The 15,690-nt window shown below is 69.2% G+C and carries 15 protein-coding genes; 9 read left to right on the top strand and 6 right to left on the bottom strand.

The window, feature by feature from the left end:
* Positions 1-54: 54 nt before the first annotated feature.
* Positions 55-1,041, top strand: a complete 987-nt coding sequence (locus RZE79_RS11905) for a LysR substrate-binding domain-containing protein (protein WP_319360562.1) — start codon at positions 55-57, stop codon at positions 1,039-1,041.
* On the opposite strand, the gene RZE79_RS11910 is transcribed toward RZE79_RS11905, so the two are convergent.
* The 3 genes from RZE79_RS11910 to RZE79_RS11920 all read right to left on the bottom strand — a co-directional run bounded on the left by RZE79_RS11910 (position 1,032) and on the right by RZE79_RS11920 (position 5,165).
* A complete protein-coding gene (locus RZE79_RS11910) occupies positions 1,032-2,636 on the bottom strand; it encodes a phospholipase D-like domain-containing protein (RefSeq protein ID WP_319360563.1) in 1,605 nt (534 codons plus the stop codon). The two genes, RZE79_RS11905 and RZE79_RS11910, sit on opposite strands and share 10 nt — an antisense overlap.
* Positions 2,637-2,727: 91 nt before the next feature.
* Entirely contained in the window at positions 2,728-2,979 is a 252-nt protein-coding gene (locus RZE79_RS11915; protein WP_099796436.1) for a hypothetical protein, read from the bottom strand.
* Between the two features lie 89 nt (positions 2,980-3,068).
* Positions 3,069-5,165 (bottom strand): S8 family serine peptidase, encoded by a 2,097-nt coding sequence (locus tag RZE79_RS11920; RefSeq protein ID WP_319360564.1) that lies wholly within the window; start codon positions 5,163-5,165, stop codon positions 3,069-3,071.
* 108 nt (positions 5,166-5,273) lie between these two features.
* On the opposite strand from RZE79_RS11920, the gene RZE79_RS11925 reads away from it, so the two are divergent.
* Positions 5,274-5,546: a hypothetical protein gene (locus RZE79_RS11925; RefSeq protein ID WP_319360565.1), complete on the top strand. Its 273-nt coding sequence runs from the start codon at positions 5,274-5,276 to the stop codon at positions 5,544-5,546.
* An 11-nt stretch (positions 5,547-5,557) separates the two neighbouring features.
* On the opposite strand, the gene RZE79_RS11930 is transcribed toward RZE79_RS11925, so the two are convergent.
* Positions 5,558-5,779 carry a hypothetical protein gene (locus RZE79_RS11930; RefSeq protein WP_056573934.1) on the bottom strand — a complete coding sequence of 74 codons (222 nt, stop codon included), beginning with the start codon at positions 5,777-5,779 and terminating at the stop codon, positions 5,558-5,560.
* Positions 5,780-5,884: 105 nt separating this feature from the next.
* Here RZE79_RS11930 and RZE79_RS11935 point away from each other — a divergent pair, with 105 nt between their 5' ends.
* A complete protein-coding gene (locus RZE79_RS11935) occupies positions 5,885-6,202 on the top strand; it encodes a hemagglutinin (RefSeq protein ID WP_319360566.1) in 318 nt (105 codons plus the stop codon).
* Positions 6,203-6,205: 3 nt separating this feature from the next.
* Here the strand turns inward: RZE79_RS11935 and RZE79_RS11940 are convergent, their stop codons facing one another.
* Positions 6,206-6,925, bottom strand: coding sequence for a hypothetical protein (locus tag RZE79_RS11940; RefSeq protein WP_319360567.1), 720 nt, complete (start codon positions 6,923-6,925; stop codon positions 6,206-6,208).
* Between the two features lie 111 nt (positions 6,926-7,036).
* On the opposite strand from RZE79_RS11940, the gene RZE79_RS11945 reads away from it, so the two are divergent.
* The 6 genes from RZE79_RS11945 (at position 7,037) to RZE79_RS11970 (ending at position 12,749) form a co-directional block, all read left to right on the top strand.
* Positions 7,037-7,954 (top strand): protein NO VEIN domain-containing protein, encoded by a 918-nt coding sequence (locus RZE79_RS11945; protein WP_153284870.1) that lies wholly within the window; start codon positions 7,037-7,039, stop codon positions 7,952-7,954.
* A gap of 165 nt (positions 7,955-8,119) precedes the next feature.
* Entirely contained in the window at positions 8,120-9,421 is a 1,302-nt protein-coding gene (locus RZE79_RS11950; RefSeq protein WP_153284869.1) for a UDP-N-acetylglucosamine 1-carboxyvinyltransferase, read from the top strand.
* 110 nt (positions 9,422-9,531) lie between these two features.
* Positions 9,532-10,572: a nitronate monooxygenase gene (locus tag RZE79_RS11955; protein ID WP_319360568.1), complete on the top strand. Its 1,041-nt coding sequence runs from the start codon at positions 9,532-9,534 to the stop codon at positions 10,570-10,572.
* Positions 10,573-10,611: 39 nt separating this feature from the next.
* Positions 10,612-11,301, top strand: a complete 690-nt coding sequence (locus RZE79_RS11960; RefSeq protein WP_153284867.1) for an alpha/beta hydrolase — start codon at positions 10,612-10,614, stop codon at positions 11,299-11,301.
* Positions 11,302-11,470: 169 nt separating this feature from the next.
* Positions 11,471-12,385: a DUF3014 domain-containing protein gene (locus RZE79_RS11965; protein WP_153284866.1), complete on the top strand. Its 915-nt coding sequence runs from the start codon at positions 11,471-11,473 to the stop codon at positions 12,383-12,385.
* A gap of 115 nt (positions 12,386-12,500) precedes the next feature.
* The gene (locus RZE79_RS11970; RefSeq protein WP_153284865.1) at positions 12,501-12,749 is read left to right on the top strand and encodes a hypothetical protein; all 249 of its coding nucleotides are present in this window, start codon (positions 12,501-12,503) and stop codon (positions 12,747-12,749) included.
* 31 nt (positions 12,750-12,780) lie between these two features.
* Here the strand turns inward: RZE79_RS11970 and gcvP are convergent, their stop codons facing one another.
* Positions 12,781-15,690 (bottom strand): aminomethyl-transferring glycine dehydrogenase, encoded by a 2,910-nt coding sequence (gene gcvP, locus RZE79_RS11975; RefSeq protein ID WP_319360569.1) that lies wholly within the window; start codon positions 15,688-15,690, stop codon positions 12,781-12,783.

Below are 15,690 nucleotides of genomic sequence, written 5' to 3' on the forward strand. Positions count from 1 at the left end.
ATGCGGAGGCGGGCTGTGCCTGTCGCTGCGGAGGGCTGCGGATAATCGACCGCCATGAAGCTGCACCAGCTCCGCTATCTCGCCGCCGTCGCCTCCGAAGGCAGCATCCGCGCCGCCGCGCGGGCGCTGGGCGTCACCCAAGCCACGGTCACGCAGGGCCTGCGCGAGCTGGAGGCGCATGCGCAGGTCGCGCTGTTCACGCGCCACGGCGGCGGCATCGCGTTCACGCCGGCCGGCCAGGAGCTGCTGGAACATGCGCAGCGCGTGCTGGCGCAACTGCGCCAGGCGGAAGACACGCTCTCACGCCACCGCGACACCGGCGCGCAGCAGCGCCTGACCGTGGCCATCACGCCCTGGGTCACGCAGACCCTGCTGCCGCGCGTGGTGTCGCTGTTCCGCGAAGAGCTGCCGCATGTGCAGCTCGAGATGTTCGACGGCCTGTCGGCACTCAGCTATGCGCGGCTGCGCGAAGGCAGCCTCGACCTGCTGATCGGCCGCATCGGCCCCGACGAGGCCATGCAGGGCCTGCAGGCGCAGCCGCTGTTCCGCTACGACATGACGGTGGTGGCGCGCCGCGGCCATCCGCGGGCCGGCGCGCAGTCGATGGCGGAGCTGCTGCAGGACGACTGGGTGCTCAACTTCACGCCGGGCGAGGGCGCGAGCTTTCTCGACAACCTGTTCCGCCAGCACGGCCTGGCCGCGCCCGTGCAGCGCATCCAGCTGGCCCACTCGCCCTCGATGATGCTGGGGCTCGTGCGCAAGACCGACATGCTCACCTTCTGCCCCTGGCCGCTGGTGGAAACCGACAGCCTGCGCCATGCGCTGGTGACATTGCAGCTGCGCGAGCGCTTCCACAGCAACGTCGTGGGCATCGTGCGCCGCGCGCAGGAGGCGCCGTCGCACGCGGCGGCGCGCTTCATTGCGCACTTCCTGGCGCAACTGCCGGCGTGGCAGGCCTCGGACGATCCGGAGCTGCGGCGGGTGCTGCACTCGGTGGATTTCATCGAGGCCATGCCGGGCGCCTTGCCGCCTCAACCGTGATAGTCCCCCCACGACATCCGCACCATGCCCGGCGGCGTGGGCGCATCGGCTGAGGCCAGCGTCACCGGCGGGTCGTCGTCCACGCGGCTTCTGGCGCGCGAGTCCCAGTCGTCGAGAAAGACCTGCTGGTAGTACTGCGCCACGTCCTCGTTGTGGATGATCAGGCCGGCGTCGCGGTTGCGCAGCACGCCGTCGCCCGACCAGTTGGTGCTGCTCACGAGTACCGTCTGGCCGTCCACGATGATTCCCTTGTTGTGGATGCTGCCCTGGACGCGGAACACCTCCTGGTTGCAGCCCGCCTCGACCAGCTTGCGGATGTTCTCGGCCGCGCTGGTGCTGCCCAGGATGATGCGCAGGTCGAGGTCCGGCTCGGTGCTGCGCTGGGCGATCTTGTGCAGCAGCGCTCGAAAGTCGGCGTCCTTGTCGGCATCGCTCCAGGTCATGTAGGCGAACTGCAGGTACAGCGAGGTCTGCGCGCTGTCGATGAGCGCGTTGATGTGCGGCAGGTAGTTGTCCGGCGTGAGCACGGGCTGGACCTTGACCGTGGTCTTCACCGACGGCAGCCGCGCGGGTTCGACCGGCACGACAGGCCCGGCGAAGGCCACGGCCTGTTCCAGCAGATGGTCGAGCGGGACGAACAGATCGGGCAGTGTGAGCTTGGGCGCCACGTCCAGTGCTGCATCGGCCGCACCGTCGGCTTCTTCCTTCGCGGACGCGGCAAGGTCGTGCCGGATGTACTTCTCGAAGACCTTCGAGAGCACGGCGTCGTTGCAGATCACGTGCCACTCGCGGTTGCCCTTGCTGAACATGCCCTTGGCCTGCGTGGGCGTGCCCACGGGGTCGATGTCGGGCTGGCTGCGTTTGCTCCAGTTGCCGCTGGAGAGCCAGAAGGCCTTGCCGTCGCGCACCGCCACTTTCTCGTGGTACGCGCTGGCGAAGCGGCGGCCCTTGCCGCACTGCACGAGCCAGGCCGTCAGGTCGGCCTCCTGTTGCAGTGTGCGCAGCTTCTTGCGGATGACTTGCTCTTCCTTGGTCATGCCGTCGTCCCAGCTCAGCGAGGCCTGGATGCCGCCGTCGCGCACGAGGTCGATGAAGACCTGCGCGATGTGGTCGGCGTTGAAGTCGTACATCGCCACCGAGAGCGAGCGCGTGGTGCCTTCGAGAAAGGGCCGCAGCACCGGCCACCCGGCGTCGGGGCCGACGTGGCACAGGAAGGGCTGCTTCACGTTGTAGGGCTTGTCGATGGGCTTGCCTGCGGGCGGCTTGTAGACGAGATTGACAGCCGTTTCGGCGAGCGCGTTGACCGTGTCCTCGAAGTCTGCGCTGGCGGCCAGTTGCCGCTCCGGGTCGGCCTGCATCACGCAGACGCGGTACGGGCCCAGCTGCCGGGGCGCGCGCTCGGCCACGGGCACCTCCGACAAAGGGCGCTTGCGGTCGACCAGCACGATCACGGCGGGCTCGCGCAGGAACCGGCCATCGACCAACGGAAAGCCCGGCTCCGCCGCCACATAGCCGGGCAAACCGGTCAGCTCTGCCTGATGGGCTGCGATCACCGATCGGACCGCCGCGCGCGCGGCATCGTCGAGCACTCTCATGGATGTTCCTTGGGAGGGGTTGTCGTGCACGCGTGTGCGGGCGCCTGCCGGCATGGCATGCGCGAAGGGAGCGACCTCACGGGGCCGCGTGTCAGGAGATGTTGGGCAGGCGGCGCGAGAGCTCGACCGATTCGACGGCCGGGTCGGCTTCGAGCTGCTGGAGCTTGTCGAGCGGAATCTCCGCCGAGAACAGGCCGGGCGCAATGTCGGCGCGCGCGGCGATGTAGTCCGGGCGCTCGGCGCCCTCGCACAGCTTGACCAGCACGACGACGCGCTCGCCCGACACCGGCGCGGGGGCGGCCGAAAAGTCGAGCTTCTTGAGTGAACGCAGATCGATGGTCATGAGAGGGCAGATGGGGGCCGGAACACAGATTACACCCCCCGTTCAGGTTCGGCACAACCGCGCCGGGAGTGGGGGCCATGGCTGAATCGTCAGATCGCGCCGCTGCCGGCGCGGCCATCGCCGCGCTGCGGGTCCCAACCGGCCGGCCCCGTGCCGGGCTTGACGCCCGCCTTGAGCCTGGCGCGGATGTCGGCGATGGTCAGCTTCTTGCCCGCCTTGTGGGCCTTGGCCAGCATCAGCGCGACGAGCCCGGTCACCGCCGGCGCCGCCATGCTCGTGCCCGACTTCTTCACCATGCCGTCCTTCGTGCGCGACTGCGCGGCCTTCACCTGCACGCCGGGCGCGCTGACCTCGGGCTTGGGCCGGCCGTCGCGCGTCGGGCCCGCGCTCGAGAAGCTGGCGGCGGGCTCGCCCGTCTTGCGTGCGTCGTACGCGCCGACCACGATCGACAGCTTGCCCGTCGACAGCGAGCCCAGCAGGTGCGACTTCACCGGGTGGCCGAAGTACGACTGGCCGATGTCCAGGCGCTCGAGCCACGCATGGAACGGCACCTCGTCGGCGGCCAGGGCGTACAGCCGCACCTTGAATTCGCCGTCGGGCCAGTTGGGTGCGAGCCAGATGCCGATCACGTTGTCCTTGTTGTTCGGGTCGGTGATGCGGCTGCTGAGGAACGCGGCGATCTCGCCGTTGCCCGCGCCGAGCGGAAAGTTTTCTCCCGGCGCCACGCTCGCCAGCACCTCGCCGTCGGGCCCCAGCAGTTCGGCGCGCAGGCGATGGCTGCCGCCGTACCAGAGCTCGAACTCGCCGCCCCTGCCGTTGACCAGGGTCCACGACACGTCGAGGTGCCCGTTGCCGGGCACGGTGCCCGCCGTGTGCGTGTTGTCTTCCTGCGAATTGCCGGCCGCCAGGACGATCGCGCGGTTGGGCTTTTGCGAGACCAGCGCGTCAAAGCCCTGCTCGACCAGCGAGGTGCCGTCGTGCGGTCCGCCGTTCGTGCCCAGACTCAGGTTGACGACGCAGGGCTTGTCGCCGGCCCGGTCGAAGATGAACTTCACCGCTTCGAGCATCTGCACCGAATCGCCGAAGGAGCTGAACACGGCGTTGTGGCCGGTCCAGGCAATGTCGCGGGCCGACATCTCGACGAAGATCAGGTCGGCCTTGGGCGCCACGCCGGGTTGCAGCGACCCGCGGCCGTTGCCGCCGGCAATGTCCATCACATGCGTGCCGTGCGAGCCAGGGCTGCCCGGGCTGCCCGCGCCGGGGTCGTAGCCGAGCGCCTTGTACGGGTCGGCCTTCTTCAGCGCCTTGTCGATGTCGGCCGCTTCGAAGAGTCGGCCGTAGCCGTAGGGGCTGTTGGCCTTGGCCGGTGCGCCTTGTTGCCACAGTGCGAGCAGGCGCGTCTTGCCGTTGGCCTTGACGAAGTTCTGGTGCGCGAAGTCACCGCCTGAATCGACCACGCCGATCACCACGCCGCTGCCGCCGGCCGTGCCGGCGAGCGCGGGGTTGTCGGCCTGCACGCCCATCGAGGCAATCGTGTTGTTCAAGGCCGGCAGCACGGGCTGCGAGGCCTTCATGCTGAGCACGGCCGGATGCTGGCGAATGGCTTCTGCCTTGCCGAGCGGAATGCGGCCCGTGACCAGCACCGTGCCGTCGTCCGCGGTGCCGATGTCGGAGCCCGCATCGACGTCCGGAATGTCCGCCCACTCGGCATGGCTGGTCACGCGCGCCACCACCGGCACCGAGTCGCCGTCGGCGGACGAGATCGGCATGCTCTGCTTGCCCGCGCGGCGGTTTACCACCGCCAGCTGCAGGCGCGGGTCCATCGAGGTTTCAACGTCCATCGGCAGGCGCTGCAGTTGTGCGAGCCCGAAGGTCGACACCGGCGAGAGCCGCGTGCACAGCGCGTCGGCCGTGCCGGCGAGCGCGGCAGTGAGGGCGGGGGAGGCTTCGCCCGGCAGGTGGCCTGCGGCGGGGGCGTCGGCCTGTGCCGACTGCGCCACCATGGCCGCGGCCATCTCGGGCGGAAGGTCGACCCAGCTGTTGAGCAGCTTGATCTGCCCGGTCACATGAAGCCGCACGTTGCCCGACGACAGCGCCGGCGTCAGCATCCCGTGCGGCATCTTGGGGACTTTCGTATCAGCGGGCGATTGCTTCTTCGCGGCGACGCGCTTCTTGGCTGGGGCCATCGGTCGAATCTCCTTGCGCACAGGGCGTGGACGAGTACCGCGAGGTGTAGCAGATTGCCGTGTCATCTGTCACCCCGACCGGGCGAGAAGGGCGGTCAGAATCTCCGCATGAAAGTGGTCTTCAAGCTTCTGCTCGCGTACCTGGTGGCGAGCTTCCTGGCAACAGGTCTTGCGCTGGTTCTTTTCCCGTCGCACGCGCATGTGCCTGCGGTGGTGGTGCTGCTCGCGTTTCCGCTGGTGCCGTGGACCTTGCTGGCCAACCTCGTGAACGAGGGCTTCAGGGCGAGAGAGGTGTGGCCGCTGCTGGTGTTCGTGCTGGCGTTTGGTGGTGTGGCCTGGCTGGCGTTTCGTGCGTCATCGAAGGTGACGACGCAGCGATAGCAACGCCGGGCTCACTTCGCGACGATCTCGAAGACATCGCCGTTCGTCGGCGTCGCGTTCTCGTGATAGATGTCGTAGAGGTATTGCGCGAGGTCGGCCGGCGCCACGTCGGGTGGAATCGCGAGCTGGGCGGGGCCCAGTTTGCCGTCGGCGCCGACCCAGTGGCTGCGCCAGCGGGCATCGGTCATTTCGACGCGCAGGGTGTGGCCGAACACATTGAAGAGGTAGCGCATCGTCGACTCCGGGCATGCACGAAAAGGGAGGAGGGAACGGCCACTGTAGCGCCCCGTCGTATGCACAATGAGGCGAATCGCCCTCGCATCCCTCCCCGAATCCGCATGACAGACCCCGATGTGCGCAAGACCTACGAAGCGGCCGTCGCCGCGCTCGGGCCCGCGGCCGCGCAGATGCTGGCCGATGGTGTGGATGAAGAACAGGTGGCGCGCTGGATCTTCGCGCAGCGGGACGACCTCAAGCTGCACTACCGCACGCTGACGCCTTCCGCCGAACTGCAGGCCCTCGAAGCCAGATCGCACAGCCGCTACGGCAACACGCTGGGCCCGTCGATCGCGCAACTGCGAAGCGCGGGAAAGTCGTGGCGGGACATCATCGATTCGGCATCGCGGCCGGGGACTCACTACCGCCAGGGCGATTGACTGCTACGGGGCGCTGCGCCAGCGGCCGGAGCTCGCGCAGACCTCGGCCGGTTCGCCGTTCACCCGGACCTGTTCTTCCTCGAGCCGCGATGCGGTGACCGGATCGACATCGAAGTTGATGCCGAGCAGCTGCGCCACCTGCGCGTCTTCGATCGGCAGCTCCCAGGTCAGGAACAGCTGCGTGAGGTCCTGGCTGTCCGGGAAATCGGTCGCATCGAAACCGTGGTCGCTGCCGCGCGGCACGACGGCGTGGGGCTGGCCCGTGTCGAACAGCAGGGCAGTGCCTCGGGTGAGCGCAATGCGCTGGCCCGTGACGGGGAAATGCACGTCCAGGCCCTTGTCGTCGCTGAGGAACAGGTTGCAGAAGGCCGCGCCGCCGTACTGCGCGCCGTCATGGTGGTAGCGGGCGCCGCGGCAGGCCATCAGGGCGACGTCGCTGGCGGGCAGCAGCGTCGCGGGCAGGCCGAGCGTGGCCAGCCAGTCGGACATCGCGCCTACGCATCGCGCGTAGTCGGGCCAGCGCGTGCGCGCGCGGGCCAGCGGCATGGGTTCGACATCGCCGGGTTCGAGCAGCACGTTCGTGGCGATCTCCCGCTGCCAATCGGCCACGAGGCGGGCCGGGGGCTCGGGCACGTCGAGCAGGGCCGCGTGCACGACGCCGCCCACGCTGCGGCTGCGCAGCGTGTCGCCGTGCCAGAAATAGGAGGTCAGCAGGTCGTGCATGCGGGGGCTTTCCAGGCACGCAGGGTACACGCGCCGGGGCGCGCCACGCCCGGGGGGCATGCCCGATGCGGCATACTCCCACCCCCTCCCAACTCGCCAGAATTCCGCTGAATGGACAAGGAAGTCGACCCCTCCGTGCTCGCCGCCATCGATGAGATGCGGCTCTCCGGACCGCGCCTCACGCCGGTCGAAATCGTCGCCAAGATGGGGGTGTTCGACGCACGCGACAAGCCGTTCGAGCACGCCTGGCTTGCCACGGGCGACAACGTCATCGCCACCATCTGGGGCGAGTACGTGAGCGTGGCGGCCGGTGGCCGCTGGTTCTACCTGGAATCGCTCGACGCCCAGCGCCGCCCCGGCGGCGGCGTGCGCAGCGCCCAGCAGGCGCAGCGCGCCAAGGACCGCCTGGCCCTGCTCAAGCGCACCTTCGACGCCGGCCAGGGCTTCCGTGCCGTGCTGCAGACCAACCGCGTCGCGATTGCCGAACTCGAGAGCAACAAGAGCGCCAAGGTGTCGACCCGCGTGCGCGACGACGCCGAATGGCATGTGGCGAGCTGGGAACCCGAGCAGCAGCTCGCGGTGCTGGTGCGCGGTGCGCGCGGCTGGGTGCCCACCGAGGCCGACATCGCGGCCGCGAAGGCCCGTGGCAGCGTGGCGGCGGATGACGACGCAGACGCCGCCCCGGCCGGCCCGACCACGACGGACGCCGTCCAGGCCGCTGCCATGGCCTATGTCATGGGCCATTTCAAGGGCTATGGCTACAACGCCGAAGACGTGACCAGCAAGGCGCTGGGCTACGACATCGAGGTGTCGAACGCCAAGGGCGCGATGCTGCTCAAGGTGGTCGTGAAGGGCACCGCCCCGGCGCTGCCGACCTTCGCGCTCACGCCCGAGGAAAGCCTGTGCGCCGTGCGCGAGCCGCTGTGGCGCCTGCTGGTGGTGGCCGACGCGGGCACCGCGACGGCGGCGCACAAGATCTACAAGCCGACCGAAGTCGACCAGGCGCCGGGCTTCCAGCGCAAGGCCTGACCGGCCTCCCGGGGCCTCCCAGGCCACGCCGCGGCTGCACCTGTGCGCCGCGTGCGTATCCAAATTCTTACAACTGAGCCCCCGGAAACCCGTCGTTTCCAACGGTAAAGTTCCGCCGTCCGGCGCGAACAGTTCGTGCCTTCGCCCCCTCTGTTCGCCCCCTTCATGTCCAACCTCATCGTGCACGGCGGTACGCCCCTTCGCGGCCGCATCATTCCCTCCGCCAACAAGAACGCGGTGCTGCCGGTGCTTTGCGCCACCTTGCTCACCGGCGAACCGCTGCGGCTGCTCGGGGTGCCCGACATCACCGACGTGCGCAAGATCCTCGACATCTTCCGCACGCTGGGCAGCGAGGTCCGCATGGACCACGAGAGCGGCACGCTCGAGCTGCACCACCGCGAAACCGCCTTCGACGCGGCCCGCCACCGGCTGCCCGAGGAAATGCGCTCGTCGATCATGCTGGTGCCGCCGCTGCTGGCGCGTTTCGGCGTGGCGCGGCTGGAAGACAACGTCAAGGGCTGCACGCTGGGCGTGCGCGAGATCGATCCGCACGTCGAGGTGTTCCAGCGCTTCGGCGGCGAGGTGGAGCGCACCGAGGGCTCGCTGCTGGTGTATGCGCCCGGCCGCCTCACGCCCACCGACCACTGGCTCGACTACGCCTCGGTGACGACCACCGAGAACTTCGTGCTGTGCGCGGCCGCCGCGGGCGGCACCTCGACGCTCACCAACGCAGCCTCGGAGCCGCACGTGCAGGAGTTCTGCCGCTTCATGGCCATGATCGGCGTGCGCATCGAGGGCATGGGCACCTCGCGGCTCACGGTGCATGGCGGCGCCACGCTGGGCGGCGGCGAGTTTCGCTTCGACGAAGACTTCCACGAGATCACCACCTTCCTGGCCCTGGGCGCGATCACGGGCGGCGACGTCGTGGTGCGCAACACCGCGCCCGGCAACTTTCCGCTCATCGACCGCACCTTCGCCAAGTTCGGCGTGCAGATCGAGCATGCCGACGGCTGGTCGCGCGCCATCCGCACCGGCCCGCTGAAGGTGCAGACGCCCTTCACGAGCAACGTGCTCACCAAGGTGGAGGCCGCACCGTGGCCGTACTTCCCGGTCGACCTGCTGCCGATCTTCATTGCACTGGGCGTGCGCGCGCAGGGCAACGCCATGTTCTGGAACAAGGTGTACGACGGTGCCTTGGGCTGGACCGGCGAGCTGTCGAAGTTCGGCGCGCACGTGTTCTCGTCCGACCCGCACCGGCTCATCACCTTCGGCGGCCACGCGCTCACGCCGGCGGTGGTCGAGAGCCCCTACATCATTCGCGTGGCGATCGCGCTCTTCATGGTGGCCGCGAGCATCGAGGGCAAGTCCGAGATCCGCAACGCCACGCCGATCCGGCGCGCGCACCCGCGCTTCGTGGAAAACCTGCGCAGCCTGGGCGTGCAGGTGGAGTGGACCAGCGAGGAGTAAAGCGCTGAGCCGACGGGCCGCTGCGCCCGCGATGACCCCGCAGCCACGGCGCCCACCGGCTTCGCCGGAGAATGCCGCCATTCGACACACGGACACAGGAGCGCCCCCGAATGACGACCTTGCAACAGATCCTCGGCACCGAACTTCCATTGATCCAGGCGCCGATGGCCGGCGTGCAGGGCAGCGCGATGGCCATCGCGGTCAGCAACGCCGGCGCCCTCGGGTCGCTGCCGTGCGCGATGCTCGCGCCCGATGCGATGCGCAGCGAACTTGCAGCGATCCGCGCCGGCACCGACAAGCCCTACAACGTCAACTTCTTCTGCCACACGCCGCCGGTGCCGAGCGATGCGCGCGAAGCCACGTGGCGCGGCGCGCTGGCACCGTACTACGCGGAGTTCGGCATCGATCCTGCCGCCATTCCGACCGGGCCGGGGCGCAACCCGTTCAGCGCCGACGTGGCCCACCTGCTCGCCGAGTTCAAGCCGCCGGTGGTGAGCTTCCATTTCGGCCTGCCGCCCGAGGCGTTGCTGGCGCAGGTGCGCGGCTGGGGCGCGAAGGTGCTGGCCTCGGCCACTACCGTCGAAGAGGCGTTGTGGCTCGAGGCGAACGGCGCCGACGCGGTCATCGCACAGGGGCTCGAGGCCGGCGGGCACCGCGGGCACTTCCTGTCGCACGACCTCACGAAGCAGCTCGGCACTTTTGCGCTGTTGCCGCAGCTGGTGCGCGCCCTGAAGGTGCCGGTGATCGCGGCCGGCGGCATCGCGGACGCCGACGGCGTGGCTGCGGCCATGGCGCTGGGCGCGGCGGGCGTGCAGGTGGGCACGGCCTATCTGCTGACACCCGAGGCCACGACCGGCGCGCTGCACCGCGCGGCGCTCAAGAGCGAGGCCGCGCGCCACACGGCGCTCACCAACCTGTTCACGGGCCGGCCCGCGCGCGGCATCGTCAACCGCGTGATGCGCGAGCTCGGGCCCATCGGGCCGGCACCGGAGTTTCCGCTCGCCACCTCGGGCATCGCGCCGCTGCGCGCCAAGGCCGAGGCGCAGGGCAGCGGCGATTTTTCTCCGCTGTGGTCGGGGCAGAACGCCACCGGCTGCCGCGAGGTGTCCTCGGCCGAGGTCACGCGGGCGCTGGCCCAGGGCTTTCGCTGAGCCGCGCCGCCCGTCATTTTTTCGAGCCACTTCTCACCCATGACATCGCTCCATCTGCCTCTGCAGTTCCTGCACCATCCCGCACCCTCGGGTGGCCCTGAACCCTGGCTGCTCGTGCTGATGCACGGCGTGGGCAGCAACGAGCAAGACCTGTTTGGCCTCGCGCGCATGATGCCGCCGCAGTTCCATGTGCTGAGCCTGCGCGCGCCGTACGTGCTGTCGCCTGGTTCCTATGCGTGGTTCGAGTTCCAGGTGCTGGCCGACGGCGGGCGCCGCATCGACGAGGAACAGGAGCGCGAAAGCCGCTTCCTCATCGGCGAGATGGTCGCGTCGGCGTCGCAGCAATTGGGCATTCCGCCCGAGCGCGTGGTGGTCGGCGGCTTCAGCCAGGGCGGGATCATGTCGCTGTCGCTGCTGCTCACGCAGCCCGAGAAGCTGCGCGCCGCGCTGGTGTGGCACAGCCGGCTGCTGCCCGAGGTGGTGCCGCACATCGCTTCGCCCGAGGCCTTCGCGGGCAAGGCGCTGTGGGTGAGCCATGGCAGCGCCGACAACGTGATTCCGCCGAGCGCCGCGCAGGCCACGCGCGAACTGGCGCGCGGGCTGCCGCTGGCGCTGTCGGGCTCGGACTTTCCGGGCGCGCACGAAATCCGCCCGGCCGAGCTGCAGGGCACGCTGGCGTGGCTGCAGGCGCTCAGCGCGGGCGCAACCCCGCACGCCACGGCGCGCTGATCCGCGCGCGTGCGCCGCGTGATGCGGGCGTGCTGACCGACTGAACTTCGGCGCGATCGGGGCGTCACAGGGGGTTACGAGAACGTGGCGATCGTGCGGCCCTTGCGGGCCATCCTGATGCACCATTGCCTTTCGTCTCCCCACTGCCATCCCGCAAAAGGAACCGCCCATGTCCGACGCCGAGTCGCCCCGCGACACCCCCGAATTCCGACCCCGCAAAGAAGCGCCGATGGGCACCATCATCGGCCTCGCGCTCGTCGTGTTGGTGGCCGCTTATTTCGGCTGGCGTTGGTACCAGCAGCAGCAACTGGCGCCGCTGCCGACCGCGCCCGTGGCCATCGCTCCGAACGACGCGCCGCCCCCCGAGCCGCTCAAGGCTGCGGAACTGACGGGCCCGCAGAACCCAGTCGAGGTGCTCGCACCGCCCGACGCCGCATTGCCCGCGCTGCCCGGTTCCGATGCGCGCGTGATCAAGGCGATCACCGAGTTGCTGGGCGGCAAGGCCGTGGCGGCCTATCTGCAGCCTGACGGCGTGGTGCGGCGCTTCGTTGCCACGGTCGACAACCTGCCGCGCGAGCAGGCGCCCGCGAGCAAGTGGCCGGTGCGGCCCGCGCCGCAGCGCTTCATCACCGAAGGGCCGCCGCAGGGCGGCGTGCAGACCATCGCGGCGAACAACGCGGCGCGCTACAACGGCATCGTGATGCTGGCCGGGTCGGTCGATCCGGCCAAGGCGGCGGCGGTGTATGCGCGGCTGTACCCGCTGTTCCAGCAGGCGTACGAAGAGCTGGGCTATCCGGGGCGCTACTTCAACGACCGCTTCATCGCCGTGATCGACCACCTGCTGCAGGCGCCCGAGCCCACCGGGCCGGTGCAGGTGAAGCTGGTCGAGGTGAAGGGCGACATTCCCTCGCAGCGGCCCTGGGTGCGTTACGAATACGCCGATCCGAAGCTCGAATCGCTCTCGGCCGGCCAGAAGATCCTGGTGCGCATGGGCCCCGAGAACGAGCGCAAGATGAAGGCCAGCCTGCGCGGCTTTCGCGAGCGGATCGCCACGGGCGACCTCGCGAAGAAGAAGCAGCCTTGACGCGAGAGGGCGTGCAGCGCGCGTGCTGCGCGCCTGCACGCCGTGTAGGCGCAGGCCGATTGCATGCGCAGCAAAGGGCCGAGATGATTTGTGCTCCAGACTCCGAGGGCAAGCCATGAACCTGATGAGCGTCGATCTCTACCAGAGCACCACCGACCCCGAAAAATTCCTGGCGCTTCCCGCCGGCACCGACCCCACCGAACTCATGGGCCCGATGACTTTCGACCGGGACTACGCGCACATCAAGCGCTACCAGGCGGGCTTCGAGTTCGATCCGTCCGAAGCCTATGCCGGCGTGAACGCCGCGAAGATCGCCGCGGACCTGCTCACCGTGAAGTGGGCGATGTACCGCCGCGAAGGCTGACGGCGGCCAGGCGCCGCCGCCTGCACCTTCGTCAGGCCTCTTCGGCTTCCTGGTAGTCGCCCACCGGCACGCAGCTGCAGAACAGGTTGCGGTCGCCGTAGACGTTGTCGACGCGGCCGATCGGCGGCCAGTACTTGGCCTGCTTGAGTTCGGCCAGCGGGAACGCGCCGAGTTCGCGCGAGTAGGGGTGGCTCCACTCGCTGCCGAGCAGGCTCGCGGCGGTGTGCGGCGCGTGCTTGAGCGGGTTGTCGTCCTTCGACCAGACGCCTTCTTCGACGCGGCGGATCTCGCCGCGGATGGCGATCATCGCGTCGACAAAGCGGTCGAGCTCGGCCAGCGGTTCGCTTTCGGTGGGTTCGACCATCAGCGTGCCCGGCACGGGGAAGCTCAGCGTGGGCGCGTGGAAGCCGTAGTCGATGAGGCGCTTGGCCACGTCTTCCGCGGTGACGCCGCTGGTGTCCTTGAGCGGGCGCAGGTCCAGGATGCACTCGTGCGCGACGTGGCCGTTGGGGCTCGCGTACAGCGTGGGGTAGTGGTCCTTCAGGCGCGCACTGATGTAGTTGGCGCTCAGGATGGCCGTTTCGGTCGCGGCCTGCAGGCCCTTGGCGCCCATCATGCGGCAGTACATCCAGCTGATCGGCAGCACGGCCGCATTGCCCAGCGGCGCGGCCGACACGGCGCCCACGCCGTTCGAGGGCACGCCGGCCGTCGCATGGCCCGGCAGGTACGGCACGAGGTCTTCGACCACGCAGACCGGGCCGACGCCCGGGCCGCCGCCGCCGTGCGGAATGCAGAAGGTCTTGTGCAGGTTCAGGTGGCTCACGTCGCCGCCGAATTCACCCGGCGCGGCCACACCGACCAGCGCGTTCATGTTGGCGCCGTCGACGTACACGCGGCCGCCGTGTTCATGCACGAGTTCGCAGAGTTCCTTCACGCGCGTTTCGAACACGCCGTGCGTGCTCGGGTAGGTGATCATCACGGCGGCCAGGTGGGCGCTGTGTTTTTCGCAGGCGCGCTTCAGGTCGTCCATGTCGACGTTGCCTTGCGCGTCGCAGGCCGTCACCACCACCTGCAGGCCCACCATCTGGGCGCTGGCCGGGTTGGTGCCGTGCGCCGACGAGGGAATCAGGCAGATGTTGCGGTGGCCCTGGCCCTTGGCTTCGTGGAACGATTTGATGGCCAGCAGGCCCGCGTACTCGCCCTGCGAGCCCGCATTGGGCTGCAGGCTGATGCCCGCGTAGCCCGTGGCCTCGCACAGCCAGGCGCGCAGTTGCGCGTCGAGCTGGGCGTAGCCCTGCAGCTGCTCGGCGGGCGCAAAGGGGTGGATGTTCGCGAACTCGGGCCAGGTGATGGGGATCATCTCGCTGGTCGCGTTGAGCTTCATGGTGCAGCTGCCCAGCGGGATCATGCTGCGGTCGAGTGCGAGGTCCTTGTCCGACAGGCTGCGGATGTAGCGCAGCATCGCGGTTTCGCTCTTGTGGGTGTTGAACACCGGGTGCGTGAGGAAGGCGCTGGTGCGACGCAGGTCGTCGGGAATCAGCGGCGTGGTGCTCTCGGCCAGTTCGTCGAAGCGCGGCATCGCGGTGCCGGCGGGCACGAACAGCGCCCACAGGGTTTCGATGTCGGCGCGCGTGGTGGTTTCGTCCAGCGAGATGCCCAGGTGCTGCTGCAGGCGCTGGCGCAGGTTGACGCCGCCGGCCTGCGCACGCTCGATGATCGCGGCCGTGTCGTCGCCGGTGCGGATCGTCAGCGAGTCGAAGGCGGTGGTGTTCACCGGCTCGCGGCCCATCTGCGACAGGCCCCTGGCGAGGATGGCGGTGAGCACGGCCACGCGCTGGGCAATGCGCGTGAGGCCGTCGGGGCCGTGGTACACGGCGTACATGCTGGCGACCACGGCCGGCAGCACCTGCGCGGTGCAGATGTTGGAGGTGGCTTTCTCGCGGCGGATGTGCTGCTCGCGCGTCTGCAGCGCGAGGCGGTAGGCGGGCTGGCCGTGCGTGTCGACGCTCACGCCGACGAGGCGGCCGGGCAGTGAGCGCTTGAACGAATCGCGGCAGGCCAGGTAGGCGGCGTGCGGGCCGCCGTTGCACAGCGGCATGCCGAAGCGCTGCGTGGTGCCGCAGACGATGTCGGCATCGAACTCGCCGGGGGCGACCAAGAGAGTCAGCGCCAGCAGGTCGGCCGCGACGATGAAGGCGGCGTCGCACTGGTGTGCGTGGCCCGCGAGCGGGCGCAGGTCGTGCACGTGGCCGGTGGTGGCGGGGTACTGTGCGAGCACGCCGAAGAACTCGCCGCTCACCATCAGGTGCGGCAGCGTTTCCGACACGGTGCTCACCTTGACTTCGATGCCCAGCGGCGCGGCGCGCGTCTTGATGACCTCGATGGTCTGCGGGTGGCAATCACCCGACACCAGGAACACGTTGCTCTTGCTTTTCACGCTGCGCTTGGCGAGCGTCATGGCCTCGGCGGCTGCCGTGGCCTCGTCGAGCATCGAGGCGTTGGCGATGGCCATGCCCGTGAGGTCGCACACCATCGTCTGGAAGTTGAGCAGGGCTTCCATGCGGCCCTGCGAGATTTCGGCCTGGTAGGGCGTGTAGGCCGTGTACCAGGCGGGGTTCTCCAGGATGTTGCGCAGGATCACGCCCGGCGTGTGCGTGCCGTAGTAGCCCTGGCCGATGAAGCTCTTGAACACCTTGTTCTTCGACGCCAGCGTCTTCAGCTCGGCCAGCGCGTCGGCTTCGGTCACCGGCGCGGGCAGGCGCATCGGCTTCGCGCGGCGGATGGCCGCCGGCACGATGCCGTCGATGAGCTCCGCACGCGTTTCCGAGCCGATCACCGGCAGCATGCGCGCCTCGTCCGCTGCATCGATGCCGATGTGGCGGGCGAGAAATTCTTCGGCGTTCTCTAGTTCTTGCAAAGAGGGAAGGGCGGGAATCGGCAT

The organism is Variovorax sp. EBFNA2 (genome assembly GCF_033802765.1).
GTDB classification, from domain to species: domain Bacteria; phylum Pseudomonadota; class Gammaproteobacteria; order Burkholderiales; family Burkholderiaceae_C; genus Variovorax; species Variovorax paradoxus_H.

Coding starts and splice junctions, on each gene's coding strand:
- RZE79_RS11945 (WP_153284870.1), top strand. CDS start 7,037: ATGGACAAGGAAGTCGACCCCTCCGTGCTCGCCGCCATCGATGAGATG.
- RZE79_RS11935 (WP_319360566.1), top strand. CDS start 5,885: ATGACAGACCCCGATGTGCGCAAGACCTACGAAGCGGCCGTCGCCGCG.
- RZE79_RS11915 (WP_099796436.1), bottom strand. CDS start 2,979: ATGACCATCGATCTGCGTTCACTCAAGAAGCTCGACTTTTCGGCCGCC.
- RZE79_RS11960 (WP_153284867.1), top strand. CDS start 10,612: ATGACATCGCTCCATCTGCCTCTGCAGTTCCTGCACCATCCCGCACCC.
- RZE79_RS11925 (WP_319360565.1), top strand. CDS start 5,274: ATGAAAGTGGTCTTCAAGCTTCTGCTCGCGTACCTGGTGGCGAGCTTC.
- RZE79_RS11955 (WP_319360568.1), top strand. CDS start 9,532: ATGACGACCTTGCAACAGATCCTCGGCACCGAACTTCCATTGATCCAG.
- RZE79_RS11940 (WP_319360567.1), bottom strand. CDS start 6,925: ATGCACGACCTGCTGACCTCCTATTTCTGGCACGGCGACACGCTGCGC.
- gcvP (WP_319360569.1), bottom strand. CDS start 15,690: ATGCCGATTCCCGCCCTTCCCTCTTTGCAAGAACTAGAGAACGCCGAA.
- RZE79_RS11910 (WP_319360563.1), bottom strand. CDS start 2,636: ATGAGAGTGCTCGACGATGCCGCGCGCGCGGCGGTCCGATCGGTGATC.
- RZE79_RS11965 (WP_153284866.1), top strand. CDS start 11,471: ATGTCCGACGCCGAGTCGCCCCGCGACACCCCCGAATTCCGACCCCGC.
- RZE79_RS11930 (WP_056573934.1), bottom strand. CDS start 5,779: ATGCGCTACCTCTTCAATGTGTTCGGCCACACCCTGCGCGTCGAAATG.
- RZE79_RS11920 (WP_319360564.1), bottom strand. CDS start 5,165: ATGGCCCCAGCCAAGAAGCGCGTCGCCGCGAAGAAGCAATCGCCCGCT.
- RZE79_RS11970 (WP_153284865.1), top strand. CDS start 12,501: ATGAACCTGATGAGCGTCGATCTCTACCAGAGCACCACCGACCCCGAA.
- RZE79_RS11950 (WP_153284869.1), top strand. CDS start 8,120: ATGTCCAACCTCATCGTGCACGGCGGTACGCCCCTTCGCGGCCGCATC.
- RZE79_RS11905 (WP_319360562.1), top strand. CDS start 55: ATGAAGCTGCACCAGCTCCGCTATCTCGCCGCCGTCGCCTCCGAAGGC.